The sequence below is a fragment of the Saccharopolyspora sp. NPDC045941 genome (assembly GCF_056431445.1).
This window is the reverse complement of the sequence record NZ_JBWKKU010000017.1, coordinates 125,232-151,861: the sequence shown is the minus strand read 5'-3', so window position 1 is coordinate 151,861 and position 26,630 is coordinate 125,232. Positions and strand designations below refer to the sequence as shown.

The window sequence follows — 26,630 nt, the reverse complement described above, 5'->3', positions numbered from 1 at the left end:
CATATCGGACAGATCCACCCGGTCGGTCTTCAGCGGCACGCGCTGTCGTCACATGAAAAAGATCTCCGGGCGGGTTGTTCGAGTGTCATGCACGCGCAACTCGCCCGGAGAGCTCCCGGTTTCACGCCACCACGCCGTCGGCAACGATGGTGGCCATTACCTCTGTTTTCCTTGTCCGGCAGCGTTCTCGATCAGTCCGGTAGGGCGAAGGCGATCAGCGCATCTCCGTGGCCTGCGCCGAGCATGCCGGGAATGATGCCCTCGAGCCAACCACCCCAGCCGACCGGCACGGCGACGTATTGCTTGCCGTCGACGCTGTAGGTCATCGAGCTACCGTGGTGGCCGCCACCGCACTGGAACTTCCACAACTCCTCGCCAGAGCGCACATCGGCGACCGTTACGTAGAAAGATCGTTGCGCCTCCTGTACGCCGCGTGCGTCCATTCCTACCTCGCGTTGCAGGAGATTCCAACCCATGCCCTGACCGACGACCACGGCAAGTCCGCAGGGCTCGTCTCAGCCTCGATACTTGTGCACGTCGCAAACGCAGTACATGAGACGGCAGCTGAAGCATGCGGGCTTGTCGACGCACGTGATGCAGGGCCCGCAGTGCACCGGCTCGATGTGCCGCGCGTGATCGCCAGGCTCGTAGGCCTCCCCGCAGTAGAGGCACGGCACACGCTCAAATCCCGTGTCCTGCTGGGGCACCGACGACTGGTCCATGACATCACCTTGTTTTCCGTCGCTAAATTTCCCCATGACCGACGGGCGTCTGGAAAAAGTACCAGGGTGGAGATCGAAATACCCACAGCTGGCGGGACTACGGGGAACCTCGACGTAGCCCCGCTCTCCTCGTCTGTCAGGGCATAAGGACACCCGCCCGGTGATCGGGCCGTCTCCGGGACGGCTCGATCACCGGGCGGGGAAAGGAAACCACCAGGAAGTTACCTCGGGTCTCGCGTCAGTGGTACTTCCCTGTCACAGGGCGAACGTGATCAGCGCGGCACCGTGACCCTGACCGGACATGCCGGGGATGATGCCTTCGAGCCAGCCACCCCAGCCGACCGGCACCGAGATGTACTGCTTGCCATCAAGGAAGTAGGTCGACGGGCTGCTGTGGTGACCGCTGCCGCACTGGAAGCTCCAGAGCTTCTCGCCGGTCTCGGCGTGGAGCGCCATGAACTCACCCGTGGGTGTGCCGGCGAACACCACGTTCCCCGCGGTGCTGAGGGTCGACGCGGCCATCGGCATGTTGAGCCGGTAGCGCCACTTCTCCTCACCGTGGGAGTCGAACGCGCTGACCGACCCGGCCATGTTGTCGACGTCGACCTCGACGGCGGCACCCCAGTAGGGCATGCCTTCCTTGAACTCGCGACGACGCCGGGTGGCAGTGGCGCCCACGTCGGCCACCGGAACGTAGAACAGATCGTGGTCCGGGTTGTACGACGCGTGCGTCCACTCCTTCGCACCGGCGGGGCCGGGGTAGAAGTGGCAGGGCTCGCCTTCCTTGTCCGGGTACTTCCGCGGGGTCACCTTGCCATCGCGGGTGATGACGCCCCAGTCGATCCGGTCGACGAACGGCGTGACGTGTTGCAGCTCGCCGTTGGTGCGGTCGAGGACGAACATGTACCCGTTCTTGTCGAAGTGGGCGAGCAACTTCTTGCCGTCCCGCTCGAACAGGGTCATCTCCATGGTGGAGTCGTAGTCCCACAGGTCGTGGGGGGTGAACTGGTAGTGCCACTTGATCTCGCCGGTGTCGACATCCAGCGCGACCACGCTGTCGCTGTAGAGGTTGTCCCCCTCACGGACCCCGCCGTCGAAGTCGGGAGCCGGGTTCCCGGTGCCCGCGTAGTAGAGGTTCAGCTCCGGGTCGTAGGTGCCGGTGACCCAGTGGTTCGCGCCACCACGCTGCCAGGCCTCACCGTCGGCGGGCCAGGTCTCCGAACCGGGCTCGCCCGGCTTCGGCACGGTGTAGGTGCGCCAGCGCTGCTCGCCGGTCTCCAGGTCCCAGCAGTCGATGTGACCGCGCACGCCGTACTCGCCACCGGCAGAACCCGTGATGAGCGTGTCCTTGATGACCAGCGGAGCGATCGAAGCGCTCTCGCCCGCCCGCACGTCACCGATGGTCTTCTGCCAGACCTTCCGGCCGTTGGTGGCGTCGAGCGCCACCAACTGGGCGTTCTGGGTCACCATGTAGACCTTGCCATTGGCCACCGCACAGCCGCGGTTGACGTTGGCGCAGCACAGCGTCACGTCGACCGGGATCGCGTGCTTGTAGCGCCACAGCTGCTCGCCGGTCTTCGCGTCGAGCGCCCAGAGCCAGCCGTCCCAGCCGGTGACGAACATGACGCCGTCGACGACCAAGGGGCAAGCCTCGAACGCGTAGGTCGAGGTGGAGGCGATCATGCCGGTCGCGCTCGACTGGTGGATCCAGGCGACTTTCAGGTTCTTGACGTTGTCGGCGTTGATCTGGTCGAGCAGGCTGTGCCGCTGGCCGTCATAGGCGCCGTAGTAGGTGATCCAGTTCTGCGATTCGCTGCGCGCCTGGAGGATGCGCTCGTAGTTGATGCCGCGCGTCACGTCCGGAGCGCTGTGCGGCATGTTGGAGAGCTCGCTGTGGTTGAACGCCTTGCCGGCGTCAACGTATTCGACGGTCATGAAGATTCTCCTTTGCTACGGCCGCGGCTGCGCGGGTCGGTCGAGCTTGGCCTCCGGCGGCACTTCGCCCGTCACGACGATGGCGCCGGTCAGGCCCCGGCCCTCGTCGTTACCGGCCGGCGAGCCGTACCAGTAGCAGCCGGGACCGTCCAGCTCGAGCGTCGCGCTGCCCTTCGAGTGGTTCAGCAGACCGATGAACTGCCGTTCGCCGTTGCTGGGCAGCAGGCAGGCGTGGGTGTTCTTGTCGTCGTTGATGATCGTCAGCTCGACGATGCCGCCGTGCGGCAGGATCAGGATCCCCGGATCCCACGTCATGGCGTCTTCCGGAATGCGGATGGTCGCTTCCATCGTCCCGTCGGCACGCTCGATCGCCTTGCCGATGGAACCGGTTCCGAGCACGGCGCCGATGGTCGCCCTGTTCTGTCCGTTGAGCTCGGCCAGGAGATCCTCTTGGTCGTGGGTAATCGTCATCGGACTTCACCTCCTCGTTAGCAAAAATGGATATTTTGACAGATTTCGCGGAACATATCGGCTACGCGAGTTCGTCGGCTCTTTGACGACGAAAGCGCATACGCTCTCAAGAGCTACGCCGCAGCCGAGTTCGACGTTGCGGAAAAATTACCAGTGTTGATTACTCTCATATTTCACCGCTGAGCCTGTAACCGGTTTTGGACTCTACACCCGGGCAAGTCATTTCGATATCCGTTGCCACCGACCGGCTCGACGCCACCATTCCCCCCGGCAGGAGATACCGTTCGTGCGGTTCTGCGCCTGGGGAGGCTGAGCCGGCCGTCCTATCGGCAAGGGTCCGCCTACCCGGAATCTGCACAACAAAAAACCGCGTCGAAGACCGGCTCGAGCACGATTTTAGACGCGGCTTGCCCAAAACGGTCATCACCGCCGGCCGAGCATCTCCTGATCATTGGGCGCTCCAACTGGAGTATCCGCAGCGCAGGTCGAAACGGTCGAGTTCCATGACCTTCACCCACGCGGAGACGAAGTCCCGGACGAACTTCCCGTCCGCGTCGTCGCTCGCGTAGACCTCCGAGAGCGCCCTGAGTTCGGAGTTGGAACCGAAGAGGAGGTCGACCCGGCTTGCGGTCCACTTCACCTCGCCGGTTCCCCGGTCGCGGCCCTCGTAGATCGCCGTCCAGATGTCCCCATCCTGCCTCGGCGCCCACTCTGTCCCCATGTCCAGCAGGTTGGCGAAGAAGTCGTTCGTCAACGACCCTGGCGCCGAGGTCAACGCACCCACCGAGGAACGTCTGTGGTTGGCTCCGAGCACCCGCAGCCCGCCGATCAGCACGGTCATCTCAGGCGCGCTCAAGGTCAGCAGGTTCGCCCGGTCGACCAGCAGATGCTCCGGCGGCATCCAAAAGCCGTTTCCCAGGTAGTTCCGGAAGCCGTCCGCCGTGGGCTTCAACGCGTCGAACGACTCGACGTCGGTCCATTCCTGGGTCGCGTCCGTGCGCCCGGGGCGGAACGGAACGTCGATTTCGTGGCCACTGGCCACGGCGGCGTGTTCCACCGCAGCACACCCTCCTAGCACGATCAAGTCGGCCATCGAGATCCGCTTGTTCCCTGGTTGTGAGGCGTTGAATCGCTCCTGGATCGCCCCCAGCGCGGACAGGACGACCGCTAGCTGCTCGGGTTCGTTGACCGACCAGCTGCGCTGCGGTTCGAGCCGGATCCGCGCCCCGTTCGCCCCACCGCGCTTGTCGCTGTCCCGGTACGTCGAAGCCGACGCCCACGCCGTGGAGACGAGCTGCGCGACCGTAAGGCCCGAGCCGAGGATCTCGCGCTTGAGGCCGGCGACGTCGTCGGTGCCCACAAGTTCGTGGTCCAGCTCCGGCACCGGGTCCTGCCAGATCAGCCGTTCCTCCGGGACGAGCGGCCCCAGGTAGCGCTGGATCGGGCCCATGTCGATGTGCGTCAGCTTGAACCAGGCCCGCGCGAACGCGTCCTCGAACTGGTCCGGGTGCTCCAGGAACCGCCGCGAGATCGCGTCGTAGCTCGGGTCCTCCTGCAACGACAGGTCGGTGGTGAGCATGACCGGATGGTGTTTCGTGTCCGGGTCGAAGGGGTCCGGCACGGTGCCCTCGCCCTGGCCGTCGCTCGGGATCCACTGCCACAGGCCCGCCGGGCTGAGCTCGACGTCCCATTTGTACTCGTACAGCGTTTCGAAGAAGGTGTGGTCCCACTCGACGGGCGTGCGCGTCCACATCCCTTCCAGCCCACTGGTGACCGTGTCCGGCCCGCTGCCGCTGCCGTACCCGCCGAGCCAGCCCAGACCCTGCGCGGTGAGCGGCGCTGCCTCGGGCTCGGGGCCGCCGGTCACATTCGGGTCCGCCGGGCCGTGCGTCTTGCCGAAGGTGTGTCCGCCCGCGATGAGCGCCACCGTTTCCTCGTCGCTCATCCCCATCCGCTTGAAGGTCTGCCGGATGTCGCGGGCCGCGAGCACCGGGTCGGGATTGGTGGCCGGGCCCTGCGGATCGACGTAGATCAGCCCCATCGCGGCGGCCGCCAGCGGCTCGTCGAGTTCGTGCAGACCGCTGTACCGGTCGTCGGCCAACAACTTGCGTTCCGGACCCCAGTACGTCTCGTCGGGCTCCCACACCTCGGCACGGCCGCCGCCGAACCCGAAAGTCTTGAAGCCCATCGACTCCAGTGCCCGGTTGCCCGCGAAGACCATCAGGTCCGCCCAGGAGATCCTGCGCCCGTACTTCTTCTTGACCGGCCACAGCAACCGACGCGCCTTGTCCAGGTTGCGGTTGTCCGGCCAGCTGTTCAACGGGGCGAAGCGTTGCATCCCGGCACCTGCACCGCCTCGGCCGTCGCTGACGCGGTAGGTACCCGCGGCATGCCAGGCCATGCGCAGCACAAGGGGACCGTAGTGACCGAAGTCGGCGGGCCACCAGTCCTGCGAGGTCGTCAGCACCTCGTCGACGTCACGCGCCATTTCGTCGAGATCCAGAGTCTTGAATTGCTCGGCGTAGTCGAAGTTCGCACCCAGCGGGTTGTGTGCGGGGCGGTGCCGACGCAATGCCTTCAAGTCGACCCGGTGCGGCCACCAATCGTTGGCATTGCCGCCCGCCGTCGGATGATTCCGTCGCCGAGCCGGCCGCGTCTCGCTCAGAACCTTGTCGTAGGTGCGGTAGACGTGGGTATCGGGATTCTCGGGCATTGATGTTCTCCCAGGTGTTACCGAGCCTGAGATCCTGGTCGTGCGTCTTGTAGATAGCGACGACGTCAGGGTTCTCCGGTATGGAAGCTCCTTCCTGGTCCTTCAAGGCTCCTCAGATGTCCAGCGCCCGGCGGACGGCTGGAGCGTTCCGCCGCGAAACCGGCACCATCGTGCTCGCCTGGTCATCCATCACCAGGAACAATTCGCCTCTGAATCGACGCTCGACCTCCCGAATCCGGCTGAGATTCACCACGTACCCGCGGTGCACCCGCAGGAAACCGGCATCGGTCAGCTCGCTTTCGAGCTTGTCGAGGCCGGCCGAGGCGGCTCGCAACCGCCCCTGATCAGTGGACAGCCACACGTCGTTGCCCTTCGATTCGGCGAATGAGACCTCCGGCAGCCGCAGCAGCACCATCCGGTTGTCGCGCATCGCGACGATCCGGTGCGGCCGCGCCCCAGGGCGCCTGGCCCCTTCCGCCCGAGGTAACTGCTCTCCTTCGGAAACTCCGAATGAGATCAGGTTTCCGACCAGCTGCCCGGACAGGAAGACGGGCCGGATACTGATCGGGGTCGGCTCGTCGGAGAGATGGGTGAAGATCTGCGTCGAGCCGACCCAGTCGGGATTGTGGGTGGCCTGCTTAGAGGCGTACCGAGCCGCCCAGATGAATCCCGGCAGACTCGGGTTCCAGCGCGCCGCGGGGTCGGGTGCCGGTGTGGAGCCCGGGACGCCGAGGAGCACGCTTGCCGTGTCGTCGGCGATCACCACCCTGCCCGCAGGATCCACCGCGGCGAGCGCCGCGCTCGAGCGCGACCTGGCGTGGTTGTAGGCGGCGACCAGCTCGGCGCCGCCATCCTGGGCGCGTTGTCTCAATATGTGCTGGGTTTTGGTCGCAGTGTTGCCCAGCCAGGCGGCCGCGGACGCGGGAAGGTCGCCGCGCCAGCACGAGATGTTGAGCGCCGCGATCGGTTCCCCGGTCACCACATCCCGGACGGCCACACCCGCGCAGGTCCAGTCGTGGAAGGCTTGGCACCAGTGCTCCGCACCCCGGATTATCACCGGTGCGTGTGCTTCGAGTGCCGTGCCCATGCCGTTCGTTCCGGTAGCGCACTCGGACCAGCAGAACCACGCCGCCAGGTTGGCTTTGGTGGCGCGGGAGCGCGTGGCCTGGTCTCCCCATTGGGCCAGGACCCGACCGGTGGCGTCGGTGATGGTCACGACGCCGCCGAGGTTGCTTACCTCGTGAGCCACCGAGGCAGCACGGAAACCGAGTTCGGCGAACACGACGTCATGTTCGAGCGCGTGGTCGACCTCCGCGACGGCCACCGGGGCTTCGGTCAGGTACGGGTCGACCCGGTACTGGTCCCGGCACCGGTGCCACGAGATCGCCACCTCGGGCCGCAAGCCGCGGATATCGTCCTCGCCCTTCACGAATCGTTCCCATGCCCCGTACACCGTGGCCTTGCCCGGGCTACGGGAGATGGGGTCGAGCTGGTGCACATCTGCCATGTAAGATCGCCTTTGGTCTGTCACCAACCCGAACGGCATGAGCCGTCCCCGTCGGCGACCGCTGATGCCGCTTGCTGGACCGGACCGAGCCGCCGGTCGGGCTTCGCGCACCGACCAGGGCGTATCCGGCATGAGCCGTGCGTCGCGGCTGTCGGAACTTCGCGGTCCGTCGCGTGACTTGTGGTCGTTCCACGCGTCCTCGGTAGAATCAAACGGGGAATCGACGGCTTCCGCACTTTGGTTTTCATGACGTGGAGTCGAAAGCTAAGCTGTTCCTCGATTCGACGGCAACCACTGTGGGACGAGTGCGGACGAACGACCCACGAGCGGCAGCAACCCGACAACCACCGGTAGCCACCTATTCATCAACGGGTAACACGCGTGTGCCGGCGATCGTGGACCGGGCAGCACCGTCACGGTGCCGACATCCGGCAACAGCCGGGCCGGCGCAGACTCCGCAGCGAAGCTCCAATAGTGCTGCAAGGCTTGTGACGTCGGGAACGGCGCGGTTAACGTCAGAGCGTCGATCTCCGGGCGAGTGTGGTGGCCCAGAAGTCCGGGGCGTGTTGTCACGGCCTTGGCTGAGGTTGCGGATCTTCCGCAAACTCCGGTCCGGGTGCCCGGCGTTTCCCGGCGAATGGCGGGTTGTGCGTCGCGATTCGGCGAATGGGAGCCCACAGCACGCCGCTCATGGCATTTGAAACGACCGGTTCCGTCCTCGCCTCGCTGCCGGAGACAGGCCGTCTGACCGCCGTGGTGAATCCGAGCTACCGAGGCGCCCGAGCAAGGCGACGGGAGAAGTGATGATGAGCGAACTCGCGGTGCATTGCGACGGACTGCGCTACTGCTTCGGGGAGACCGTCGCCGTCGACGGCGTTGATCTGCGCATCGAGGCCGGCAGCGTCTTCGGGCTGCTCGGTCCCAACGGAGCCGGGAAAACGACCACGATTCGGATGATCTCGACTCTGCTCCCGGTGCCGACGGGCGCGATCGAGGTTTTCGGCGTGGACGTGAACCGGCACAAGCTCGCTGCCCGCAGGTTGATCGGCTACGTGCCGCAGCAGCTTTCTGCGGATTCAGCGCTCAGCGGCCGGGAGAACGTCGCGCTGTTCGCGAGGCTCTTCGACGTGCCCAGGGCGCAGCGGCCGTCCGCGGTTGAGGCGGCGTTGCGATCGGTCGGTCTGGAGGAGGTCTCCAGGCGAACCGCGAGCACGTATTCCGGCGGCATGATCCGACGCCTGGAGCTGGCGCAAGCGCTGGTCAGCGCGCCGCGACTGCTCGTGCTCGACGAGCCGACGGTCGGGCTCGACCCCATCGCACGAGCGGGCGTGTGGGAACACATCGAGCGGGTACGAGCCGCAACCGGGATGACGGTCCTGATCACCACGCACTACATGGAGGAGGCCGACCGGCAGTGCGACCGGGTGGCGCTCATGCACGACGGTCGAATCCGCAGCGTTGGGGCCCCACCGGAACTCCGCGCCGCAGTGGGGCCCGAGGCGACGTTGGAGGACGCGTTCCGTGCGGTGACCGGTGACGGACTCGCCAACGATGCCGGGGAGGGGATGCGTCATGTCCGCGCCGTTCGACGGGTCGCACGTCGTGTCGGTTGATCAGGTGCGGCGCGGGCCGGTGCGCCTGATGTGGTCGCGGATCACGACGATGTGCCTGGTGGAGCTGCAGAAGCTGCGGCACGACAGGACAGAACTGGTCACCCGGGCGGTTCAGCCGGCGCTGTGGCTGGTGGTCTTCGGCACGACGCTCAGCCGGATTCCGGTGATTCCGACAGGAGGTGTGCGGTACCTGGACTACCTCGCGCCGGGCATCCTCGCCCAGTCGGCCCTGTTCATCGCGATCTTCTTCGGTATTCAGATCATTTGGGAGCGGGATGCCGGGATCCTCGCCAAACTGCTCGTCACGCCGACGCCGCGGGTCGCGATCGTCAGCGGCAAGGCGTTCGCGGCCGGCGTGCGCGCCCTGGTGCAAGCCCTCGCGGTGCTCGTCCTCGCCGTGCTGCTGGGTGTCGGGATCACGGCGAATCCGTTGAAGTTGCTCGGGATGTGCGCGGTGGTGGTGCTCGGATCGGTGTTCTTCTGCTGCTTGTCCATCACCATCGCGGGGTTGGTGCTGTCCCGGGATCGCTTGCTGGGCATCGGGCAGGCGATCACGATGCCGCTGTTCTTCGGTTCCAGTGCGCTGTACCCGGTCGATCTGATGCCGCACTGGCTGAAGGTGGTCAACTGCGTCAACCCGCTGGGCTACGAGGTGGACGCTTTGCGCGGTCTGCTCATCGGCACGCCTGCGGATCTGTGGCTCGATGTCGGAGTGCTGGTGGCGGCCGCAGTGTCCATGACCGGGGTCGCATCCGCTCTGCTGGGAAGGCTGGTCCGCTGATCGGCGCCCGCGGGTTCGTCGACGGATTCTCGCGCCCGGCCGAGGCCGGTGTGCCGCGTCGCCGCATGTCATGCCCCGTCAATATTTTGCGATTCCCGGAGGTCTATTCGCAATAATTTCCTGTTCATCGGTGATCGCCGGATCGGGTATGTTGCCACGGTCATTTTCGGCGACAAGAAGCAGATCGGCCGCGGCCGCGGCCGCGGCCGGCGAAGCCGGGTCGGCCGCAGGTGGAAGCATGTCTTGAACTGCAGCTTTTCGAAAGCTACATTGTGACTGCTGTCACCATCCGTGAGTCCCCGAGATCCGTCCCTCGCGAATGACAAGGAGGTCGTGATGGCGGGGAGAGTCCCACCGTTAGAGATCGCATCGAGCGGGTCCGGCGGCCATGGCCACGTGGGGGGCGACTCCCTGGTAGCCACGGCCACCGCGAGGAAGACCGCTCGTGCGTGGGAGAGCTTCGCCGCAGGCGAAGATATCGTGCAAGGGGTCCGCCCGGAGATCCTGGCTTCGTGGTACCGATGTCGGGATCAGTACGAAGTGGACCCCACGCTGCACATCGCGCCCGGGGCGCCCGAAGACAACGACCATCGGCTCGACCACGACGTGATCTTCACCCAGCTCGGCGGTCTCGGGGCGTTGGCGGGCCGGGACGTGGAACTGGACGGCGGTGTCGTAGCCGTAACGGACGGCACCGGGCGCATTCTCGGGTCCTGGGGCGACCCCACCGCGCGGAAGCGGGCTGATTTGAGCAACCTCGCGCCGTGGTCGGCGTGGTCGGAGCAGTGCACGGGCACGAACGGGATGGGGACGTCGTTCGAACTGCCGGGCCCGATCACCGTGACCGGACCGGAGCACTGGTGCGAAGGCTTCCAGCAGTGGGCCTGTGCGGGGATTTCCATACGCGACGTGGTAACCGGTTCGCCGGTCGCGTCGATCAACATCTCACGGTGGAAGGCGCCGCTTTCCGAGCATGTGCCGACGTGGCTGAGGAACGCCGCCGCGAGCGTCGAAGAAGAGATCCATCGCCGCGCCATCACGGAGGCCAAGAGTGTGGTCGCCGGGTTCGAGCACGAGTCCGCCCAGATGAGTGGCCCGCTCATGGCTGTGGACCGTGGTGCGCATGTGATCGCTGCGAACTGCGCGGCTACTTCGTTGCTCAAGCTGGCAGACGACAACCCCATTGCCACGGGCGCGGCCGAACCGGCGAAACGCTGGAAGCCGGATATTCCGGAACTTCTCGATGTCGTGCGGTGGGCGATGGGCCGGGCCCTGCAACGTCCACGGTGGAGCGGCTATGCGCGTCTGTCGGTGTGCCCAGGGGAGGATGCCATTCCGGTGACCATGCGGCCTGTCGTCGTCTCCCACCACGTAGTGGGCATGTTCTGCGCATTCGGGCTGGAAGAGGGCGAACCTTACGAGAAGTATTCGGACGTAGCCTCTGCTTCTCTGCCACCGCGCGTGATCGGGGTTCGTGACGAACGGCTGGTTCTGCTCGCCCCATCGGAGATCCGCTATGCCCAGGCCGACCGGAACATCGTTTGGTTGAGTACGGACCGGGGAAGGATCCAGGCTGCCACCCGTGGCCTGGACAACGTCGAGGAATCCCTGGCACCCCACGGGTTTCACCGAGTACATCGTCGCTTCCTGACCAACCTTCGCCGTGTGGTCGAGGTGGAACGGGGAATCAAGGGTGAGCTGGTGCTGATCACGGACCTTCGTTGCCGTGAGCGCGTTCCCGTTTCACGGCGCCACGCGCCGGAGATCCGCCGCTTGCTCGGCGTGTGAGGCTGTCCGCACGTGGGCGGATTCCACCCACGTGCCTTGTGCCTGCTGCTCAGATTGTTCGCGGGCAACGCGGGCCGCGTTGCTTGGTCCGAACCGCGTGCCGGGAAACGCCCGGGGCGTCGATGGCACCTGCGGCGAGCCTGCTCGTCGACGCTGCGCCGCACGACGCGTTGTCGCTTTTACCGGATATTCCCTGGTCGCAAAAGCATGCCGGGGTGCCTGTCGCACGCCGTGAGCCGGCGGTGCTGCGGCGGTCCGTTCGTGGCGGCACGGCAACCGTTCGTCAGTGATCCGGTACCGGTGGTTCATGATCGGTTGTCAGAGCCCGCGATATCGAAGAAGCTTTGAGAGGCAATACCGAGTTCCGGGTGATTCACACGATGCTCGCCCGGGCCGGAACCTCGACAGGTGACGGTACCTGTCGTCGTCCGACCGCCGTCAGCGGTCGAATCCGAGGGAGGACGCCATGATCTGGGAAACGCCCGAATATGCGGTGATCGAGGTGTGCGCTGAAGCCAGCGGATACCTGTACCGGCGTTGACGGATTGATTTCGCGCTGTGCTTCTTCATTGTCTGGGAGTTGCGGCAGGCGGCGGTTATCCGCAGTGGAACTGCGCTTGTGCCGGGTGCCGCAAGGCTCGTAGCAATCCGGAACTCGGGTCGATGCACGCGGGTCTTGCGGTCTCCGGAGACGGCGAGCGGTGGTTCCTGCTGAACGCGACTCCGGATGTACATCATCAGATAGCGATGGATCGCTGTCTGCATCCGGGGCCGGGAATCCGGACGACACCGGTTGCCGGCGTGCTGCTGACGGACGCGGAGTTCGACCACACCATCGGCCTGCTGATGTTGCGTGAGGAATCGTCGCTGACGGTGTACGGGACGTACCCCGTGCTGGAGGCACTCGCTCTGCGGTTTCCCGTCCGGGAATTGCTGAGCGACTACGCCGACCTTTCGTGGTCCCTGGTCGAAATCGGCAAACCTCTGGACCTGGACGACCGGTTGCGCGTGACCGCCTTCCTGACCGGAAGCAAGGCGCCCCGCTACATGGGGCGCTCGCAGCTTCATCGCGAGTCGAAGGAGTGGGAGGTGGGCTTCCGCTTGCAGGACAAGGTGACCGGCGGGACCGCGGTGTACGCGCCGACTCTGCCCCGGTGGGACGAGAAGTTCGCCGAGCAGGTGGCGTCGGCCGATTGCGTCTTCTTGGACGGCACGTTCTGGACGGACGACGAAATGTCCTGCCGGGGTGCGGGAAGTCGTTCCGGACGCTCCATGGGGCACATGCCCGTCAGCGGCGAGGACGGTTCTGCCCTCGCTCTTGCCGCGCTTCCCGCGAAGCGCAAGATCTACACGCACATCAACAACACCAACCCCATCCTCGACGAAGGCTCCGAGGAGCGGCGTTGGTTGGCGGGCTTGGGCATCGAGGTGGGCCGGGCCGGCCTGGAGGTGGAGTTGTGAAAGCTTGGTCTGCCGAGGAGTTCGAAGCGCGGCTGCGGTCGATCGGAGAACAGCGGTACCACCACTTGCACCCGTTCAACGAGCGGATGCACGCGGGCGTGCTCACCGAGGAGGAGTTCCGCGGATGGGTGCGAAACCGCTTCTACTACCAGGTGAACCTACCGGTGAAGGACGCGTTCATCCTGACCAAGCTCCCCAGTCGGCACGATCGGCGCCAGTGGATTCAGCGCATCATCGATCACGACGGCCGCATGGGAGACGAAGGCGGGATCGAGAAGTGGGTCCGCCTCGGTGAAGCCGTCGGCTTGACCCGCCAAGAGCTGTTCGACAGCGGCACGGTGCTGCCCGGAGTGCGGTTCGCCGTGGACGCCTACGTGGACTTCTGCCGCCGGAAGCCGTGGCTGGAGGCCGTGGCGTCGGCCATGACCGAGCTGTTCGCCCCCGGTCTGCTCAGTCGGAGGATCGCCGACCTCCAGCAGCACTACCCATGGATAGCCGCGGAAGGCCTGGAGTACTTCCGGTCCCGGCTCACCCAGCAGCCCAAGGATATCGAGCATCTGCTCGACCTGGTGATCAACCAGGCGAAGTCCAGGGAGCAGCAGGACGCGTGCGTACGGGCGCTGGAGTTCAAGTGCGATGTCCTCTGGAGCCTGCTGGACGCCGTGCAACTCGCCTACAGCAAGAGCTCATGATGGACGAACCTGATCTGACGGGCACGCCTCGGCTGGTGACCAAGGCGATGCTCAAGCACGACAGCGTACGGGACGCCGAGTTGCTCCTGTTGCCGGAGAGGGTCGTGCGCCTGAACGCGTCCGGGGCGGCGATTTTGCGATTGTGCGACGGAAGCCGCACCGTGCGGCAGGTGGTGGCCCAGTTGGAGCACGATTTCGAGACCACCGGTCTCGCGAACGACGTCGTGGAGTTCCTCCAGGATGCGCACGGACGGGGTTGGGTGGTGATCGCATGAACGGTGTACCGCAGCCGTACGGCCTGCTGGCCGAGCTCACTCACCAGTGTCCGTTGCACTGCGTCTACTGCTCGAACCCGTTGGCACTGCTCGATCGTCAGGACGAGCTCGGCACCGACGACTGGCTGCGGGTGATACGCGAGGCAGCCGGGCTCGGTGTGGTTCAGGTGCATTTCTCTGGCGGTGAACCCCTAGTCCGCGGTGATCTGGAGACGCTCGTCGCCGAGGCGCGCCGTTGTGATCTGTACACCAACCTGATCACCAGCGGCCTGGGGCTCACGGAGAGCCGTGCGAGATCGCTCGTGTCGGCAGGGCTCAACAGCGCCCAGCTGAGCATTCAGGGCGACGCGGCCGAGTCGACGGATCTGGTCGCAGCGAGCAAGCGGTTCGACAAGAAGCAGGACGCTGCGCACATCATCCGCGAGGCGGGGCTGCCGTTGAACATGAACGTGGTCCTGCATCGTCTCAACCTGCATCGCCTGGACGCGATCATCGATGTCTGCGCGTCGTGGGGCGCCGAACGGCTGGAGCTCGCCAACACCCAGTACTACGGCTGGGCTCTTCGCAACCGCGATCTGCTGCTCCCCAGCAAGGCCCAGTTGGAGGAGGCCGTAGGCGTGTACGAACGCCGGAAGGCCGAGTTGGCGGAGCGCATGGAACTCCTCTGGATCCTCCCGGACTACTACGAGCCCTATCCGAAGCCGTGCATGGGCGGATGGGCGCAGACCGCCCTGACCGTCGCCCCGGACGGCATGGTGTACCCGTGTCCGGTGGCCGCGGACATGACCACGATGGATTTCCCGTCGGTTCACGACCACGACATGGCGTGGATCTGGTCGAAGTCCGCTGCGTTCCAGGCTTTCCGGGGCACGGAGTGGATGCCCGATCCGTGCCGCAGCTGTCCTCGCAAGGAGACGGATTTCGGTGGATGCCGGTGCCAGGCCTTCGCCTTGACCGGCGATCCGGGACGCACCGACCCGGTTTGCGTCCACTCGCCCGACCACCACTTGGTGCAGGACGCGCTCGTTCGTGCCAATCAGGACGATGCCGCAGCCGACGGCGAAATGGCCCGGGCGAACCTGGTTTACCGTCGTCCACCCGCGTCGGCGAGGAGGCGATGACCGATGTCGTTCGAAGTCCGTGCCGCGTGCAGGAGCAACCTGACGCAGGACGAGGCGGCAGTGCGCTCGGCTGAGGTCGGCGACGTCCGCTACGCGGTGGACCTCGACTTGACCACAGGTGAGCAGGAGTTCGCGACGACCACCGTGGTCCGCTTCCAGGCCCGTTCCGGGGGCGCGAACGTCTTTCTCGACTTCGCTGGGAAGGTGGAGTCGATCGAGTGCAATGGTCGTGAGCTGGGGCCCCGCGCGCAGGACGGGACGCGTGTCCGGCTGGACGTGAGATCAGGTGAGAACACGGTCCGAGTGGCCGGTTCCGGTTCGTACTCGCGCACGGGGGAGGGGCTTCACCGTTTTCGCGACCCCCTCGACGGACAGGTCTACCTGCACACCAAGTTCGAGCCCTTCGCGGCGCACAAGGTGTTCGCCTGCTTCGATCAGCCGGACCTGAAGGCAATGGTCGATTTGACCGTCACGGCTGACGATCAGTGGGTGGTGGTCGCCAACACCGATCCTGGCGAGGAGCCGGCGCCTGCGGGCGGCAAGCGCTCGACTTGGCGCTTCCGGAGCACGCCACCGCTGCCGCCGTACCTGGTGGCCTTCGCCGCCGGCCCGTTCCGCCGGCTGCGTTCCAGCCACCGCGGAGTGCCGCTGGCGCTGTACGCGCGGAAGTCGGTCCTCGAAGACCTCACCGACGATGCGCACGAGTTGTTCGACGTGATCAGCCGCGGCCTCGACTTCTACAGCCAGCTGTTCGACCTTCCGTACCCGTTCACCAAGTACGACCACGTCTTCGCGCCCGAGTACGCATTCGGCGGAATGGAGCACCCGGGCTGCGTGACGCTCAACGAGCGGTTCGTGTTCCGGCATCGGGTCACCGAGGATCAGCGGCGACGACGAGCCGAGCTGCTGTTGCACGAGATGGCGCACATGTGGTTCGGCGACTACGTGACGATGCGCTGGTGGGACGATCTGTGGCTGAACGAGAGCTTCGCGACGATGATGGCGGTCGTCGCACAGCCCGAAGTGACGCGGTACGGGGAAGGTTGGACGGCGTTCGCGCACCACAACCTGCCGGTGGCTCGACATGCCGACCAGTTGCCGACCAGCCACGCGATCCGGGTCGAGACCGCCGATACCGATGCCGCGCGGACGAACTTCGGGCCGATCGTCTACCGGAGAGGGGCGGCCGTACTCCACGAGCTCGCGGTGCGCATGGGCTGGGACTCCTTCGTCTCGGGCGTACGGACATACCTGCGGACGCACGCGTGGGGAAATGCCAGCCTCGATGATTTCGTGGCGGCGCTTCGGCGCGTGTCGGACGCGGATGTGGATCGCTGGGTGGACGAGTGGCTTTTGCGCCGTGGGGTGAACACGGTCGAGGTGTCTCGCCTTCCGAAGGGCGATTGGGTGGTTCAGCTTCCCGATCCCGAGGTGCGGCCACGCCACTTGCACCTGCGGGTCGGCGCGTTCGACGACTGCGATGCCGGCCTGGTGCTGCGGCAACGGGCGCACGTGCTGCTCAGTCCGCGTAGCTCCGAAGGAAAACTGGACGCGTTCGGCAGCCGAAGCCCGGACCTGCTGGTGCCCAACGACGATGCGGTGAGCCACGTCAAAGTCAGGCTGGACCCCCGGTCTCGGCAAACAGCCTTGCGCAGTCTGTCCGCACTGGACGATCGGAGAGCACAGGCAGTCGTCTGGGGAGCATTGTGGGACGACGTCCTCGACGCGCGGTTGCCCGCTCGGAGTTTCGCATCGGCCGTTCTCACGCATGGAGTGGTGGAGAGCGATGTCGGCGTCCTGGAAGCGCTCTTGGAGCGAGCTGTGCAGGCGACGCGGGTCTACGGGGATCCATCCAGCACCAGCCGGATGCTCGAAGTCCTGGCACGCCGAGTGCGTGATCACTTGGCCGGCGCCGCCCAGGGTAGCGACCGCCAGGTGGTACTGGCCCGCACCCTCGTAGGGGTCGTCCAGGCCGACGACCACAGCCTGCTGAGCGAAATGGTGTGCGGGCGGTCTCCCTGGCCGGGACTGGTAGTGGATCGAGACCTGCGCTGGCGCGCATTGCTTCGCCTCGCGTCGAACGGTTTCGAAATCGACGGACTTCTCGGCATCGCGATGGACGCTGACGCTGGAGACAGCGGTCGCCGGCACGCCTTGATGGCACAGGCCGCACGTCCGACCCGCGCCGCCAAGGAGCAAGCGTGGGCCCTGGTGTTCACCGACGATTACTCGCTCGCGGAACGGCAAGCCATCATGGCAGGGCTGCGACAACCGGGGCAGGAGGAGTTGCTCACTCCGTACGCGAAACGCTACTTGCGTGCGTTGGAGAGCATGGCCGGAGCTGCCGAGCCCGAGTTCGTGCTGGCGTTCGCTCGTGCGCTTTATCCCCGCTTCACCCACGTCGAGCAACGCGTACTGGCGGATACCGAAGACGTCCTGGCGAACAAACGGCTTTCTGGAGACGTGCTCAGGGTCCTCAGGGAAGAGCAAACGGAACTGGCCATGATGCGGGCAGCGCGAGCGTGCGACGCGGCGCAGGGAGCGAGGCAGGGATCGGGTGGTTAGGGCCGATGGCGGTCCGGCCACAACGGAGGTTGCAGTCATGAACGCCGAACGCAGAATCGTCGTAGGTGTGAATGGATCGGTGTCGGCGAAGGCGGCGCTGTGCTGGGCCGTCGAGCAAGCCGAACTCACCGGCACCGCGGTGCACACCGTGATCGCCTGGGAGCTCCCCGTGTTCTACGGACTGGTCTGCTGCTGGGAGGGAAAACCGGTGCTGCCGGAGGAATTCGAGGAGAACGCGCGCCTCGACCTCGACCGGACCGTGGACCAGGTCGAGCGCGAGACCGCCACAGAGGTGGAGATCCGGCGCGAGGTGCGCTGCGGTCGTCCGACGCAGGTGTTGCTGAAAGCCGCTGACGGAGCGGAGTTGCTGGTACTCGGCGACCCTGGGTACAGCGTCTTCTACGAAGCGCTGTTGGGCTCGGTGGGCCGGCGCTGCGCCGGGCACGCCCGTTGCCCGGTTGTTGTCGTACCACAATGGATACCCGTCCCTCGCAGAGCGATTCCCTCCTATGAGAGCGCGCGTGAAATCTGACCGTTGAGGATGTACGTCTGTTGATCGTGTCTGTCTCTCGGCCCGCCGGATGGAAATCTGCGGCGGTGCATGCGCCTGTGGCGTTGTCGCCGGGGCGTACAGGTGCTGCGCTCCCGGGCAGCCACGAACGCTGCCCGCACGCATCTGCCCTGCCCCGCACGAACTCGTCGGCGCGCATCAAAGGCGTGCCATCGAGGGCTCTCGAGAGCGCCTCGGTAATGCATCGTCGAGAATCGCCTTCCGCGTTCGAGCAGTCCACAAGGACACCCGCGGTTCCACTCGTGGCCGCACAGGCACCGTTCGACACCGATCCCCGGCCACTGGTTCGATCGCTATTGCAGCAACCTGAAACATCGAAGATGCTCTGTAGTGAACGCCGAATTTCGAGGTTTCGCTCTCGAAATTCAGTTGGTCACGTTGTCCGGGTGCTGCCCGCTCATCGGGCGCAGTCAACACTAGGAGCAAAAGTATGAAGTGGGAAACTCCGGAGTACACGGTCATCGAGGTGTGTGCCGAGGCCACCGGTTACTTCTACCGGGGCTGACGGCCGGGATCGAAGCACCGTGTTCCTCTATTTCTCGTAGTCGCGGCAGGTGTCGGATATCTGCGACGGGACTACGCCCGCGGCGGCGCAAGGCCCCGGATCCGGAAATCGGATCGGCGCAGGGGCCTTGCGTCACCCGCGGAAGAAGGATTCGGCGGAGTCGCACCGCCATTCTCTCAACATTTGAACAGGTCAAAGAGAGTTACCTGTCGAACAGGTGATCGGTAATGTCCCGCATAATATTCACAGCCACCCACTACGCGGCCCTGGACGCGGTGAACCAGGGAAAAATCTGTTATCACAACGGGCTCCTCCAGCCCGCACTCGGCTATGACTGGGTGACGGGTATTACCTGCCCCATGACAGATGATCTACGTCAGACCCTCCGCGATCTCTGGATTACGGATTTGATCGACATCGACACGCACCATCTGTTCGCCCTACGAGGTCACCGGGTAGTGCTCACGATGAAGGGCTACCGCACCCTGCGCGACAGGTCCGCTCCCGGCCGGCGCGAGTTCGCGGCGTAGCGAAGTTCCGGTGGGCCGCCGGCCGAGTCCGCCAACGTTTCACTTGCCGAAAGCCGCCTTCGCGGAGTAGATCGACGGCGCAGAACCCATTCCGGTGCCCGGACAGTCCTGCAGTGCGGATTCGGGGAATGACCGAAACATCTCTCCGGTGAATCCGCGGGTAGGGTAAACGATTTTCGAGGTGGTTGCAGATGGCTCTTGAATTTCTCCCGCTTTTAGCGCTGGCTCTTGGTCTCTGTATTGACAACTTCCGGTCGGCGATCGCTATCGGTACCATTCCCTTCGGCTGGCGTCGCGCTGTGCAGATTGCCCTCATTTTCGGTATATGGGATGCACTGTCTCCCCTGGTAGGAGGATTCATCGGCCACTATGTAGGGGAGTTCATCGGTTCGGGTGCAGATTACATCGGATCTATCATGGTGGGGGCATATGGGCTGTATCTTCTGGCCGGGGCACTCCGGAACCCTGAACCAGAAGAGGTAGATCATCCATGGGTGACGCTCTTCGGTATGCCGCTTTCGCTGAGTATCGATAATTTTATCGCTGGGGCCAGCCTGGGGTTTGCCGGGTTTTCTCTTGTGATCCCGATGATCACTTTCGGCGTCGTGACAGCGGTCATGTCATTGGCTGGGTTGTGCCTTGGACGTATGGCTGCCAATGTTGTCCGGATCCGGTCCGACCTGTTTAGCGGTATCTCGCTCGTGGGTGCGGCGATTTTGCTACCGCTGGTATTCAGCTGAACGCCGGGCATGAGCGGCCACACGCTTGAGGAGTCGAAGCCGGTTGGCCCTTGCCATGTCGGTGAGCCCGTTTCGCCGTCCATGTCAGCCAGTTTGCCGGTCTGCGTGCGCTGGAAGCCGACGTTGTCGTCGATGACGGTGCGAGGCCCGACGGGAATCCTCTTCGGCTGCTTCGCGTCGAGCCGGACGAATTCGAAGCCGCCGTTCCAGACGGTGCGCAGTACCTCCTGGAGGAACGCAGTGGTGAGCTGCTCGCCGGCGCAACGGCGGTAACCGAACCCGAACGGCGCGTAACCCGCCGGGTCGCATACCGGGTACGGCGTGCCGTCGACGACGCCGTAAACGGTCCCGAAGGCGCTGTTTGGTCAGCTCCGCCCGGCGGCCGTCACTGACGGCGAACGGTGCGTGCGGGAACGGGCAGCGGACCAGCCCGGCCTGCCGGCTCTGCTTCTCGTCGTTGTCGACAGTCGTCGGTTGTGCCAGTGCACGGGATTCCCGCTCGCGGCCGCATGCGGGGTGACCACGCTGACCAGGCCGGGAGACAGGCTGTGCGCCGTCTGCACGGTCGAGCCGCTGCCCGGGTTCGGTGAGATGGTACGGAACAGCTCCACCACGAACCGCTCGAGCGGAGTGAACGCGCCGTCCACTTGGTCGCAAGGGCCCACCATCGGTGGAGTACCGCGCCAAGGTCGTCATCCTGGCGATGGGCGCCGCCGCCCGCTACCTCGGCATTCCCGGCGAAGAGCGCCTGCTGGGCCGCGGTGTGTCGGCCTGCGCGACCTGCGACGGATTCTTCTTCCGCGACCAGGACATCGCGGTCATCGGTGGCGGTGAGCGACATGGTGCGGCACGACGGGATCCCTGTGCCGTGCCAAAATCCAGATTGTGGGCCTGACCTGGGTTTTCTGGTTGGTATCAAGCGGCTCGGGTGTACTCGTTGATCAAGCCGTCGAGGACCTTACGGCAGAGGATGGGAGGGTCGTTCGAAATCACCGTCGTGGGATCGTGCGTAGGTGGGTGTTGGTCGAGGCTCTGATGTGGACGGTGGGTGTTGAAGTGGTCCGCGTACTCACATAGCACCGTCATGGCGTGCCGTTCGTGGTAGATCAGGAGCTGGTCGGTGCATTCCTCGCGGACGGTGCGGAACGAATCGCTCGGCGTAGCAGTTCGCCCGAGGTGTCCGCGGTGGGGTCTTGATGACCTTCACACCCTCGGACGCGAAGACCGCGTCGAACTCTGGTGTTTACTTGGTGTCGCGGTCACGGATGAGGAACCGGAACGATGCGGCTCGTTCGCCGAGGTCCATCAGGAGGTTACGGGCAACCTGGGTGGTCCAGGCGCCGGTCGGGTGCGCGGTGACACCGAGAATATGCACGGTGCGGGTACGAACCTCCATCACGAACAGGGCATACAGTCGACGAAGACTGATGGTGTCGACGTGGAAGAAATCGACCGCCAACAGCCCAGATGCCTGAGCGCGCAGGAAGCTGCGCCACGAGGTGTCCATTCCACGCGGAGCCGGGCCGAGGCGGGACTGCCGGAGGATGCGGCGGATCGTTCCCGCGCCGACGTGATGCCCCAGGCCGACCAGCTCGCCTTGGATGCGACGATGGCCCCATTTGGGATTTTCGCGAGCTAAACGGACAACCAGATCGCGGATTTCGGTGCTGATTGGCGGGCGACCTGCCCGCGAGGGATACGTCCACTTTTTGGCGATCAGGCGCCGGTGCCAGGCCAGGAGCGTGGCGGGGGTGACGATCCGCCACAGTCGCACGCTGCGAGGCAGGAGACGGGTCAGCGCGGACAGGAGGGCACGATCCGGCCACGACGGACGCGGGCGTCGACCGACCTGGCGGCGTAACACCGCCACTTCATGTCGCAACACCAGGATCTCGACGTCCTTGGCCGCGGTACGCCGGGCGAGCAGCCCCAGCCAACCGAACACCGTCACCAGTGCCATGTACACCAGTCGAAACACCATGATCCGCGATCACGGCCTGATCACACAGCTCGACGAAACCCCTGGTCACCAACCGAGGGGCAAGTTATGGCACGGTACAGGTCCTCGTTGAAGGCGACGTCGCGCACCAGGTGGAGTCGGTTCTCGATGCCCCAATGCCGGCGCACGAGTTCTGCCAGGTCAGCGGGGGTGGCGGTGTGGGTTGGCAGGTTGGTCAGGTAGTGAACCGTTTCGATGCTGGCGGGCTTGTCTTTCGGGCGGCGCCAGCGTCGCACCTGGAGGGCCTGCCGGGCATTCAGTAACTCCGACTGTAGGTCTTCGTCCAGGGCAAGAACTTTCAGGCTGCGGGTCTCGGTGCGCCCGTGCCCACGGGTGCGATCCTGCTCGCCCAGCCGCACCCGGGTCCAAGGCAGGTCTTTCAAGAGCTCGTGCAGGGAGGGTCGGTTGCCCTTGACCGGGACCAGCCAGAACGCCCCACCTTCTCGATCTCAGAGACAAAGGCGGCGCTGGTGTGTTTGGCATCGGCGGTGATCACCGTGCCCGTCAACGCTTTTCGTCCCAGCTGCGCCAGTAGGTCGCGGGCCGCGGCGTTCTCGTTACCGCCCTCCACAGTGGCCTGTCCGAGGACTTCGCCACGGGAATTCATCGCGGCCACCACTTGTGTTTGCGGCATGTCGGCCTGCCGGTATGGGCGGCCCGCATCGTCTTGCCGTCGACAGCGACCGAGGTCGGCCGCTCGTTGTCCCGGAGCACCCAGTTGGCCAGTGCCTGGTCGAGTTCGTCGTGGTCGACCGAGGCCAGCACCCGCGCGAACGTCCAGCCAGATGGGGCGCCCGACCAGGAACACACACCCAGCTCGGCCAGGATCCCAGCTGGCAGGTCCGCGGCATACTCGGCGATCTCGGTGAATGTCTTCGCACCCGCGGTCACGGCCAGCACCGCCAGCGCCAGCAGCAACGGCAACCGGTACCGCACCCACGCCCGTCACGGGGATCGGTCACCGCCTGCAGGGCCCGCCACAGACCATCCACACGACCCCGGCGCCGTAGGCGACGGATGCGATCGTCACCAGCAGCGCCAGCAGGTAGATCCAGCCAGTCATCCAAGCGAACTTCCGTCCCCAGAGGCGGCGGGCCCACGGGTAGACACCACCGGCGAGCGGGAACTGTGAGACCACCTCCCCGAAGACCAGGGCGACCAGCAACTGGCCGACCCCGACGATCGCGAAGCTCCAGATCATCGGTGGCCCCGCGGTGGCGAGGGCGAACGCGAACAGGACGTACACGCCGGCCACCGGCGACAGGTAGGTGAAACCGAGCGAGAAATTGGCCCAGGGGCTCATGTCCCGCGCGAACTCGGTGTTCACACCGAGAGAACGGACCTGTTGCGAGTCGGTGTCCAGCTCGCTCTGCGGTGACGATCGCTGGAGTTCCTGGTCGGTCATGGTGGTGGTCCTTCCCTCGCAGGTAGGCGGTCCCGATCAGAGGCTGGTAGGTGCTTGCCGCGTCCGCAGGCGCACCCGGCTGTGGCTCGAGCCGGTTCGCGGCCGCGCTACTCCTCGCCCATGAGTCCCGTCGTAGGTCTTCGCCACGAGTGCCCCTTCATTGATGTGCTCCGGGCGCCCTGAAGAGCGCGAAAGAACTTGATCTGGCCTGGGAGGTGCCTCGACCAGGACCGACCCCAGTTAAACATACAACTCTGTCGTTTTAAAGCGGTGATTTGACGTGGCCGACGATCCGGCCGCGCGTGGATTGAGGTGTGCGTTGCGGGGAGAGAAGCCGTGTTCGTGATCGCTTTGACCGCTGCGGCGCGGTTCGATCTGAACGGCCGAGGGCCCCCATTTGGGTGAGGCGGGCTGGTCAAGGTGTGGTCTTTGTCGAGGTCGACGACCTAGGAAACCGCATTCCCGCTGTTCCTTGCTTTAAAGCGACAGATATGTATGATTGGCCGCCATCGGGTACGGGCAGCAGTCGTACCTCCTTCGATCGCCAAAGGAGCAGCGCAGTGTCGGTCACGCGAATGGCGCTCGTCGGACTCGGGGCAACGGGGCTCGCCATCGGCGGGTCGCTGGCGAACCGGGTCGACTGCGAGCTCGTCGGGGCGGTGGACAAGAACCCCGACATCGTGGGTAAGGACCTGGGTGACATCCTCGGGTTCGGCCCGCTGGGGGTGGAGGTGGTCACCGACATCGAGCTGCTGCCGGAGGTCGACGTGGCGGTGGTGGCCACGACGTCGGACCTCGTCCAGGTCGCCGGCACGCTGATGCCGTTGCTCGAGCGGTCGATCAACGTGGTAAGCATCTGCGAGCAGCTCGCGTTCCCCTGGCAAAGTCATCCGGAACTCGCGGCGAAACTCGATGCGGCGGCACGGGCCCACGGCGTCACGGTGCTGGGCACCGGAGCGAATCCGGGTGTCCTCATGGACACCCTGCCGCTGCTGCTCAGCGTGTTGACCCAGAGCGTCAACCGCGTCGTGGTGCGGCGGCGGACGAACATGTCGCGTTACGGCGCCATCCTGTCGAAGTTCGGGCTCGGACTGGCCCCCGGGGATTTCGCCGTCGAGCGTGAGGCCGGAGCCGTCATCGGGCACGTCGGTTTCGAGCAGGCGATCGCGGCGGTCGCCGCCGGACTGGGCTGGCAGTTGGACGAGATCGTTGTCGACGGCGTCGAACCCGCCATCGTGAGCAGGTCCCGGCGCCAGGGGGCGCACGCGGTGATCGAGGCCGGGACGATCTCTGCGGTCACCCATCGGGCACGTGGCCTGTGCGGCGGTGACGCGGTCATCGATCTGGAGATCATGTTCGGCTTCTTCGACGACAGCGACGACGTCCAGCCCGGCGACGAGTACCGCATCGAGGGGGGAGACCAGGTCATCACCTTGGTTTCCGCTACGGGGTTCGAGTCGTTCCTGAGCACGATCGCCGCCGCGGTCAACGTGGCGGCAGCGGCGGTGGACGCACCCGCCGGGTTGCGGTCGATGGGTGAGCTTCCCGTGCTGGCGCTGGCGTCGAAGGGGACGCGGATGCGAGTGGAGGCGATCTCGTGAGGCACAGTTTCCAAGCCTTGTCGCCGGCGCGTTTCCTCGCGCGCTCGGCGGCGGTCTACGGGGACCGCACGGCCGTCATCGACGGCGAGTTCCGGATCACTTACGCCGAGCTGTACCACAGGGCGAAGCAACTCGCCGGGGCGTTGGTCGACCTGGATCTGCGCGCCGGTGGCCGGGTCGCGGTGCTCGCCACCAACAGGCACGAAATGCTTGAGGCGCACTACGGAGTTCCGTTCGCCGGCGGCGTCATCGTGCCGATCAACACCCGGCTCGGCGCTGCGGAAATCGCCTATATCCTGGACCATTCCGGTGCCGACATCGTGATCACCTCGGAGTCACTGGCGGATCTGGCTGCTGCGGCTGTCGCCCGGAGCCGGCAGGTGATCACCGTTGTCCGCGCCGGTGAGCCGTATGAACGCGCGCTCGCTCAGGCCACGCCCTATGAGGCAGTGGTCAGCGACGAGCTGACGACGATAGCCATCAATTACACCAGTGGCACAACGGGTTCTCCCAAGGGTGTGGTCTACACCCACCGCGGTGCCTATCTTCAGTCGCTGGCCATGGCGCTGCACGCCGGTCTGACGGCGGAGTCGTCCTATCTGTGGACCCTGCCGATGTTCCACTGCAACGGGTGGTGCTTCACCTGGGCCGTCACCGCGGCCGCCGCGACGCACGTGTGTCTGGACAAGGTCGACAGGCGGGTGGTGTGGCCGGCGATCGAAGACCACGGTGTCACGCACATGTGCGCCGCTCCCACCGTGTTGTCGATCCTGGTCCCGCCTGGTGAGGCCGGCGAGATCGGCGACCGGTCCATCTGGGTCGGGGTGGGCGGAGCACCGCCCGCGCCGGCGGTGCTGGCCCGGGCATACGCGCGCGGGTTGCATGTGACCCATCTGTACGGCATGACCGAGACCTACGGCCCGGTCGTGATCAACCAGTGGAAGCCGGAGTGGGATCAGCGCCCGGCCGAGGAACGAGATCGCCTCGCGGCGCGCCAGGGCGTCGGCAACATCGTCTCCAACCGGGTGCGTGTGGTCGGCCCGGACGGCGCGGACGTGCCCGCCGACGGCGCCACGATCGGCGAGATCGCGTTGCGCGGCAACAACATCACGCCTTGCTACTTCAACGACCCGGCTGCCACCGAGGCGGCAGTCCCGGACGGTTGGCTACGGACAGGGGACCTGGCCGTGCGCCATCCCGACGGTTACCTCGAGATCCGTGATCGCGCCAAGGACGTGATCATTTCGGGTGGGGAAAACCTCACCTCGGTGGAAATCGAGCAGGCGCTGCTGTCGCACCCTGCGGTGGTCGAGGCGGCCGTCGTGGCGCGGCCGGACGAGCACTGGGGCGAGCGTCCGGTGGCGTTCATCGAGACCGCGGCCGGCACCCAGGTGAGCGAGACCGAGCTTCGCGAGCACCTGCTGGCTCGCATCGCTCGGTTCAAGGTGCCGGACGCGTTCGAGTTCGGCACGCTCCCCAGAACCGCGACGGGGAAGATCCAGAAGTTCGCGCTCAAGCAACGGCTTCGCGCTGCTTTCGCGACGGATGAGCCGGATCGGGTGGACACCCGGTAAACGGACACCGGCGGCATGATCCCGGACTTTGTCCCAACCAGCACACGCGCAGCCGAGACAA

22 protein-coding genes and 3 pseudogenes are annotated in these 26,630 nt (G+C 65.6%); 14 read left to right on the top strand and 11 right to left on the bottom strand.

The features are described 5' to 3' along the window. Positions 1–191: 191 nt before the first annotated feature. The 5 genes and pseudogenes from AC07FN_RS16550 to AC07FN_RS16530 form a co-directional block, all read right to left on the bottom strand. A pseudogene (locus tag AC07FN_RS16550) lies at positions 192–389 on the bottom strand (PQQ-dependent dehydrogenase, methanol/ethanol family); the annotation flags it as partial. A gap of 588 nt (positions 390–977) precedes the next feature. Then, positions 978–2,657 (bottom strand): PQQ-dependent dehydrogenase, methanol/ethanol family, encoded by a 1,680-nt coding sequence (locus AC07FN_RS16545; protein WP_358500530.1) that lies wholly within the window; start codon positions 2,655–2,657, stop codon positions 978–980. Positions 2,658–2,672: 15 nt separating this feature from the next. After that, the gene (locus AC07FN_RS16540) at positions 2,673–3,128 is read right to left on the bottom strand and encodes an MSMEG_3727 family PQQ-associated protein (protein WP_358500532.1); all 456 of its coding nucleotides are present in this window, start codon (positions 3,126–3,128) and stop codon (positions 2,673–2,675) included. Between the two features lie 448 nt (positions 3,129–3,576). Further along, on the bottom strand, positions 3,577–5,841 hold the full coding sequence (gene katG / locus AC07FN_RS16535) for a catalase/peroxidase HPI (protein ID WP_478396377.1): 2,265 nt from the start codon (positions 5,839–5,841) through the stop codon (positions 3,577–3,579). Between the two features lie 112 nt (positions 5,842–5,953). Then, entirely contained in the window at positions 5,954–7,348 is a 1,395-nt protein-coding gene (locus AC07FN_RS16530; RefSeq protein WP_478396376.1) for a LytTR family transcriptional regulator DNA-binding domain-containing protein, read from the bottom strand. An 806-nt stretch (positions 7,349–8,154) separates the two neighbouring features. Between AC07FN_RS16530 and AC07FN_RS16525 the strand changes: the two genes are divergently transcribed. Together AC07FN_RS16525 and AC07FN_RS16520 are read left to right on the top strand one after the other, a co-directional pair. After that, the gene (locus tag AC07FN_RS16525; RefSeq protein ID WP_478396397.1) at positions 8,155–8,961 is read left to right on the top strand and encodes an ABC transporter ATP-binding protein; all 807 of its coding nucleotides are present in this window, start codon (positions 8,155–8,157) and stop codon (positions 8,959–8,961) included. Positions 8,962–8,989: 28 nt separating this feature from the next. Then, positions 8,990–9,742 carry an ABC transporter permease gene (locus tag AC07FN_RS16520; protein ID WP_478396396.1) on the top strand — a complete coding sequence of 251 codons (753 nt, stop codon included), beginning with the start codon at positions 8,990–8,992 and terminating at the stop codon, positions 9,740–9,742. A 78-nt stretch (positions 9,743–9,820) separates the two neighbouring features. Here the strand turns inward: AC07FN_RS16520 and AC07FN_RS16515 are convergent, their stop codons facing one another. Next, a complete protein-coding gene (locus AC07FN_RS16515) occupies positions 9,821–9,982 on the bottom strand; it encodes a hypothetical protein (protein ID WP_478396375.1) in 162 nt (53 codons plus the stop codon). Between the two features lie 300 nt (positions 9,983–10,282). Here AC07FN_RS16515 and AC07FN_RS16510 point away from each other — a divergent pair, with 300 nt between their 5' ends. The 10 genes and pseudogenes from AC07FN_RS16510 to AC07FN_RS16465 form a co-directional block, all read left to right on the top strand. Next, positions 10,283–11,530 carry a LytTR family transcriptional regulator DNA-binding domain-containing protein gene (locus AC07FN_RS16510; RefSeq protein ID WP_478396374.1) on the top strand — a complete coding sequence of 416 codons (1,248 nt, stop codon included), beginning with the start codon at positions 10,283–10,285 and terminating at the stop codon, positions 11,528–11,530. A 558-nt stretch (positions 11,531–12,088) separates the two neighbouring features. Continuing rightward, positions 12,089–12,991, top strand: a complete 903-nt coding sequence (gene pqqB, locus AC07FN_RS16505; RefSeq protein WP_358500546.1) for a pyrroloquinoline quinone biosynthesis protein PqqB — start codon at positions 12,089–12,091, stop codon at positions 12,989–12,991. Beyond that, positions 12,988–13,683 (top strand): pyrroloquinoline-quinone synthase PqqC, encoded by a 696-nt coding sequence (gene pqqC, locus AC07FN_RS16500; RefSeq protein WP_478396373.1) that lies wholly within the window; start codon positions 12,988–12,990, stop codon positions 13,681–13,683. Before pqqB ends, pqqC begins: the two co-directional genes overlap by 4 nt. Then, complete coding sequence (gene pqqD, locus AC07FN_RS16495) at positions 13,680–13,958, top strand: pyrroloquinoline quinone biosynthesis peptide chaperone PqqD (RefSeq protein WP_358604110.1); 279 nt, start codon at positions 13,680–13,682, stop codon at positions 13,956–13,958. Before pqqC ends, pqqD begins: the two co-directional genes overlap by 4 nt. Beyond that, positions 13,955–15,079: a pyrroloquinoline quinone biosynthesis protein PqqE gene (gene pqqE / locus AC07FN_RS16490; protein WP_358604107.1), complete on the top strand. Its 1,125-nt coding sequence runs from the start codon at positions 13,955–13,957 to the stop codon at positions 15,077–15,079. The genes pqqD and pqqE overlap by 4 nt, the downstream gene beginning before the upstream one ends. A 3-nt stretch (positions 15,080–15,082) precedes the next feature. Beyond that, positions 15,083–17,644 (top strand): aminopeptidase N, encoded by a 2,562-nt coding sequence (pepN, locus tag AC07FN_RS16485; protein WP_478396372.1) that lies wholly within the window; start codon positions 15,083–15,085, stop codon positions 17,642–17,644. Between the two features lie 37 nt (positions 17,645–17,681). Continuing rightward, positions 17,682–18,176 (top strand): universal stress protein, encoded by a 495-nt coding sequence (locus tag AC07FN_RS16480; RefSeq protein ID WP_478396371.1) that lies wholly within the window; start codon positions 17,682–17,684, stop codon positions 18,174–18,176. A gap of 771 nt (positions 18,177–18,947) precedes the next feature. Beyond that, complete coding sequence (locus tag AC07FN_RS16475) at positions 18,948–19,250, top strand: hypothetical protein (RefSeq protein WP_478396370.1); 303 nt, start codon at positions 18,948–18,950, stop codon at positions 19,248–19,250. Between the two features lie 191 nt (positions 19,251–19,441). Next, complete coding sequence (locus tag AC07FN_RS16470; protein ID WP_478396369.1) at positions 19,442–19,990, top strand: manganese efflux pump MntP; 549 nt, start codon at positions 19,442–19,444, stop codon at positions 19,988–19,990. A gap of 676 nt (positions 19,991–20,666) precedes the next feature. Beyond that, positions 20,667–20,825 (top strand): annotated as a pseudogene (locus AC07FN_RS16465) (NAD(P)/FAD-dependent oxidoreductase); the annotation flags it as partial. An 80-nt stretch (positions 20,826–20,905) separates the two neighbouring features. Here the strand turns inward: AC07FN_RS16465 and AC07FN_RS16460 are convergent. The 5 genes and pseudogenes from AC07FN_RS16460 to AC07FN_RS16440 all read right to left on the bottom strand — a co-directional run bounded on the left by AC07FN_RS16460 (position 20,906) and on the right by AC07FN_RS16440 (position 23,394). Continuing rightward, on the bottom strand, positions 20,906–21,076 hold the full coding sequence (locus AC07FN_RS16460; RefSeq protein WP_478396368.1) for a transposase: 171 nt from the start codon (positions 21,074–21,076) through the stop codon (positions 20,906–20,908). Between the two features lie 157 nt (positions 21,077–21,233). Further along, the gene (locus tag AC07FN_RS16455) at positions 21,234–21,950 is read right to left on the bottom strand and encodes a hypothetical protein (RefSeq protein ID WP_478396367.1); all 717 of its coding nucleotides are present in this window, start codon (positions 21,948–21,950) and stop codon (positions 21,234–21,236) included. 41 nt (positions 21,951–21,991) lie between these two features. Further along, a pseudogene (locus AC07FN_RS16450) lies at positions 21,992–22,420 on the bottom strand (ISAs1 family transposase); the annotation flags it as partial. 172 nt (positions 22,421–22,592) lie between these two features. Then, positions 22,593–22,925 carry a transposase family protein gene (locus AC07FN_RS16445; protein ID WP_478396366.1) on the bottom strand — a complete coding sequence of 111 codons (333 nt, stop codon included), beginning with the start codon at positions 22,923–22,925 and terminating at the stop codon, positions 22,593–22,595. A gap of 22 nt (positions 22,926–22,947) precedes the next feature. Then, on the bottom strand, positions 22,948–23,394 hold the full coding sequence (locus tag AC07FN_RS16440) for an APC family permease (RefSeq protein ID WP_478396365.1): 447 nt from the start codon (positions 23,392–23,394) through the stop codon (positions 22,948–22,950). 560 nt (positions 23,395–23,954) lie between these two features. Between AC07FN_RS16440 and AC07FN_RS16435 the strand changes: the two genes are divergently transcribed. Together AC07FN_RS16435 and AC07FN_RS16430 are read left to right on the top strand one after the other, a co-directional pair. Continuing rightward, on the top strand, positions 23,955–24,995 hold the full coding sequence (locus AC07FN_RS16435; protein ID WP_478396364.1) for a hypothetical protein: 1,041 nt from the start codon (positions 23,955–23,957) through the stop codon (positions 24,993–24,995). Further along, positions 24,992–26,569 (top strand): AMP-binding protein, encoded by a 1,578-nt coding sequence (locus AC07FN_RS16430; protein WP_478396363.1) that lies wholly within the window; start codon positions 24,992–24,994, stop codon positions 26,567–26,569. Before AC07FN_RS16435 ends, AC07FN_RS16430 begins: the two co-directional genes overlap by 4 nt. Positions 26,570–26,630 lie beyond the last annotated feature (61 nt).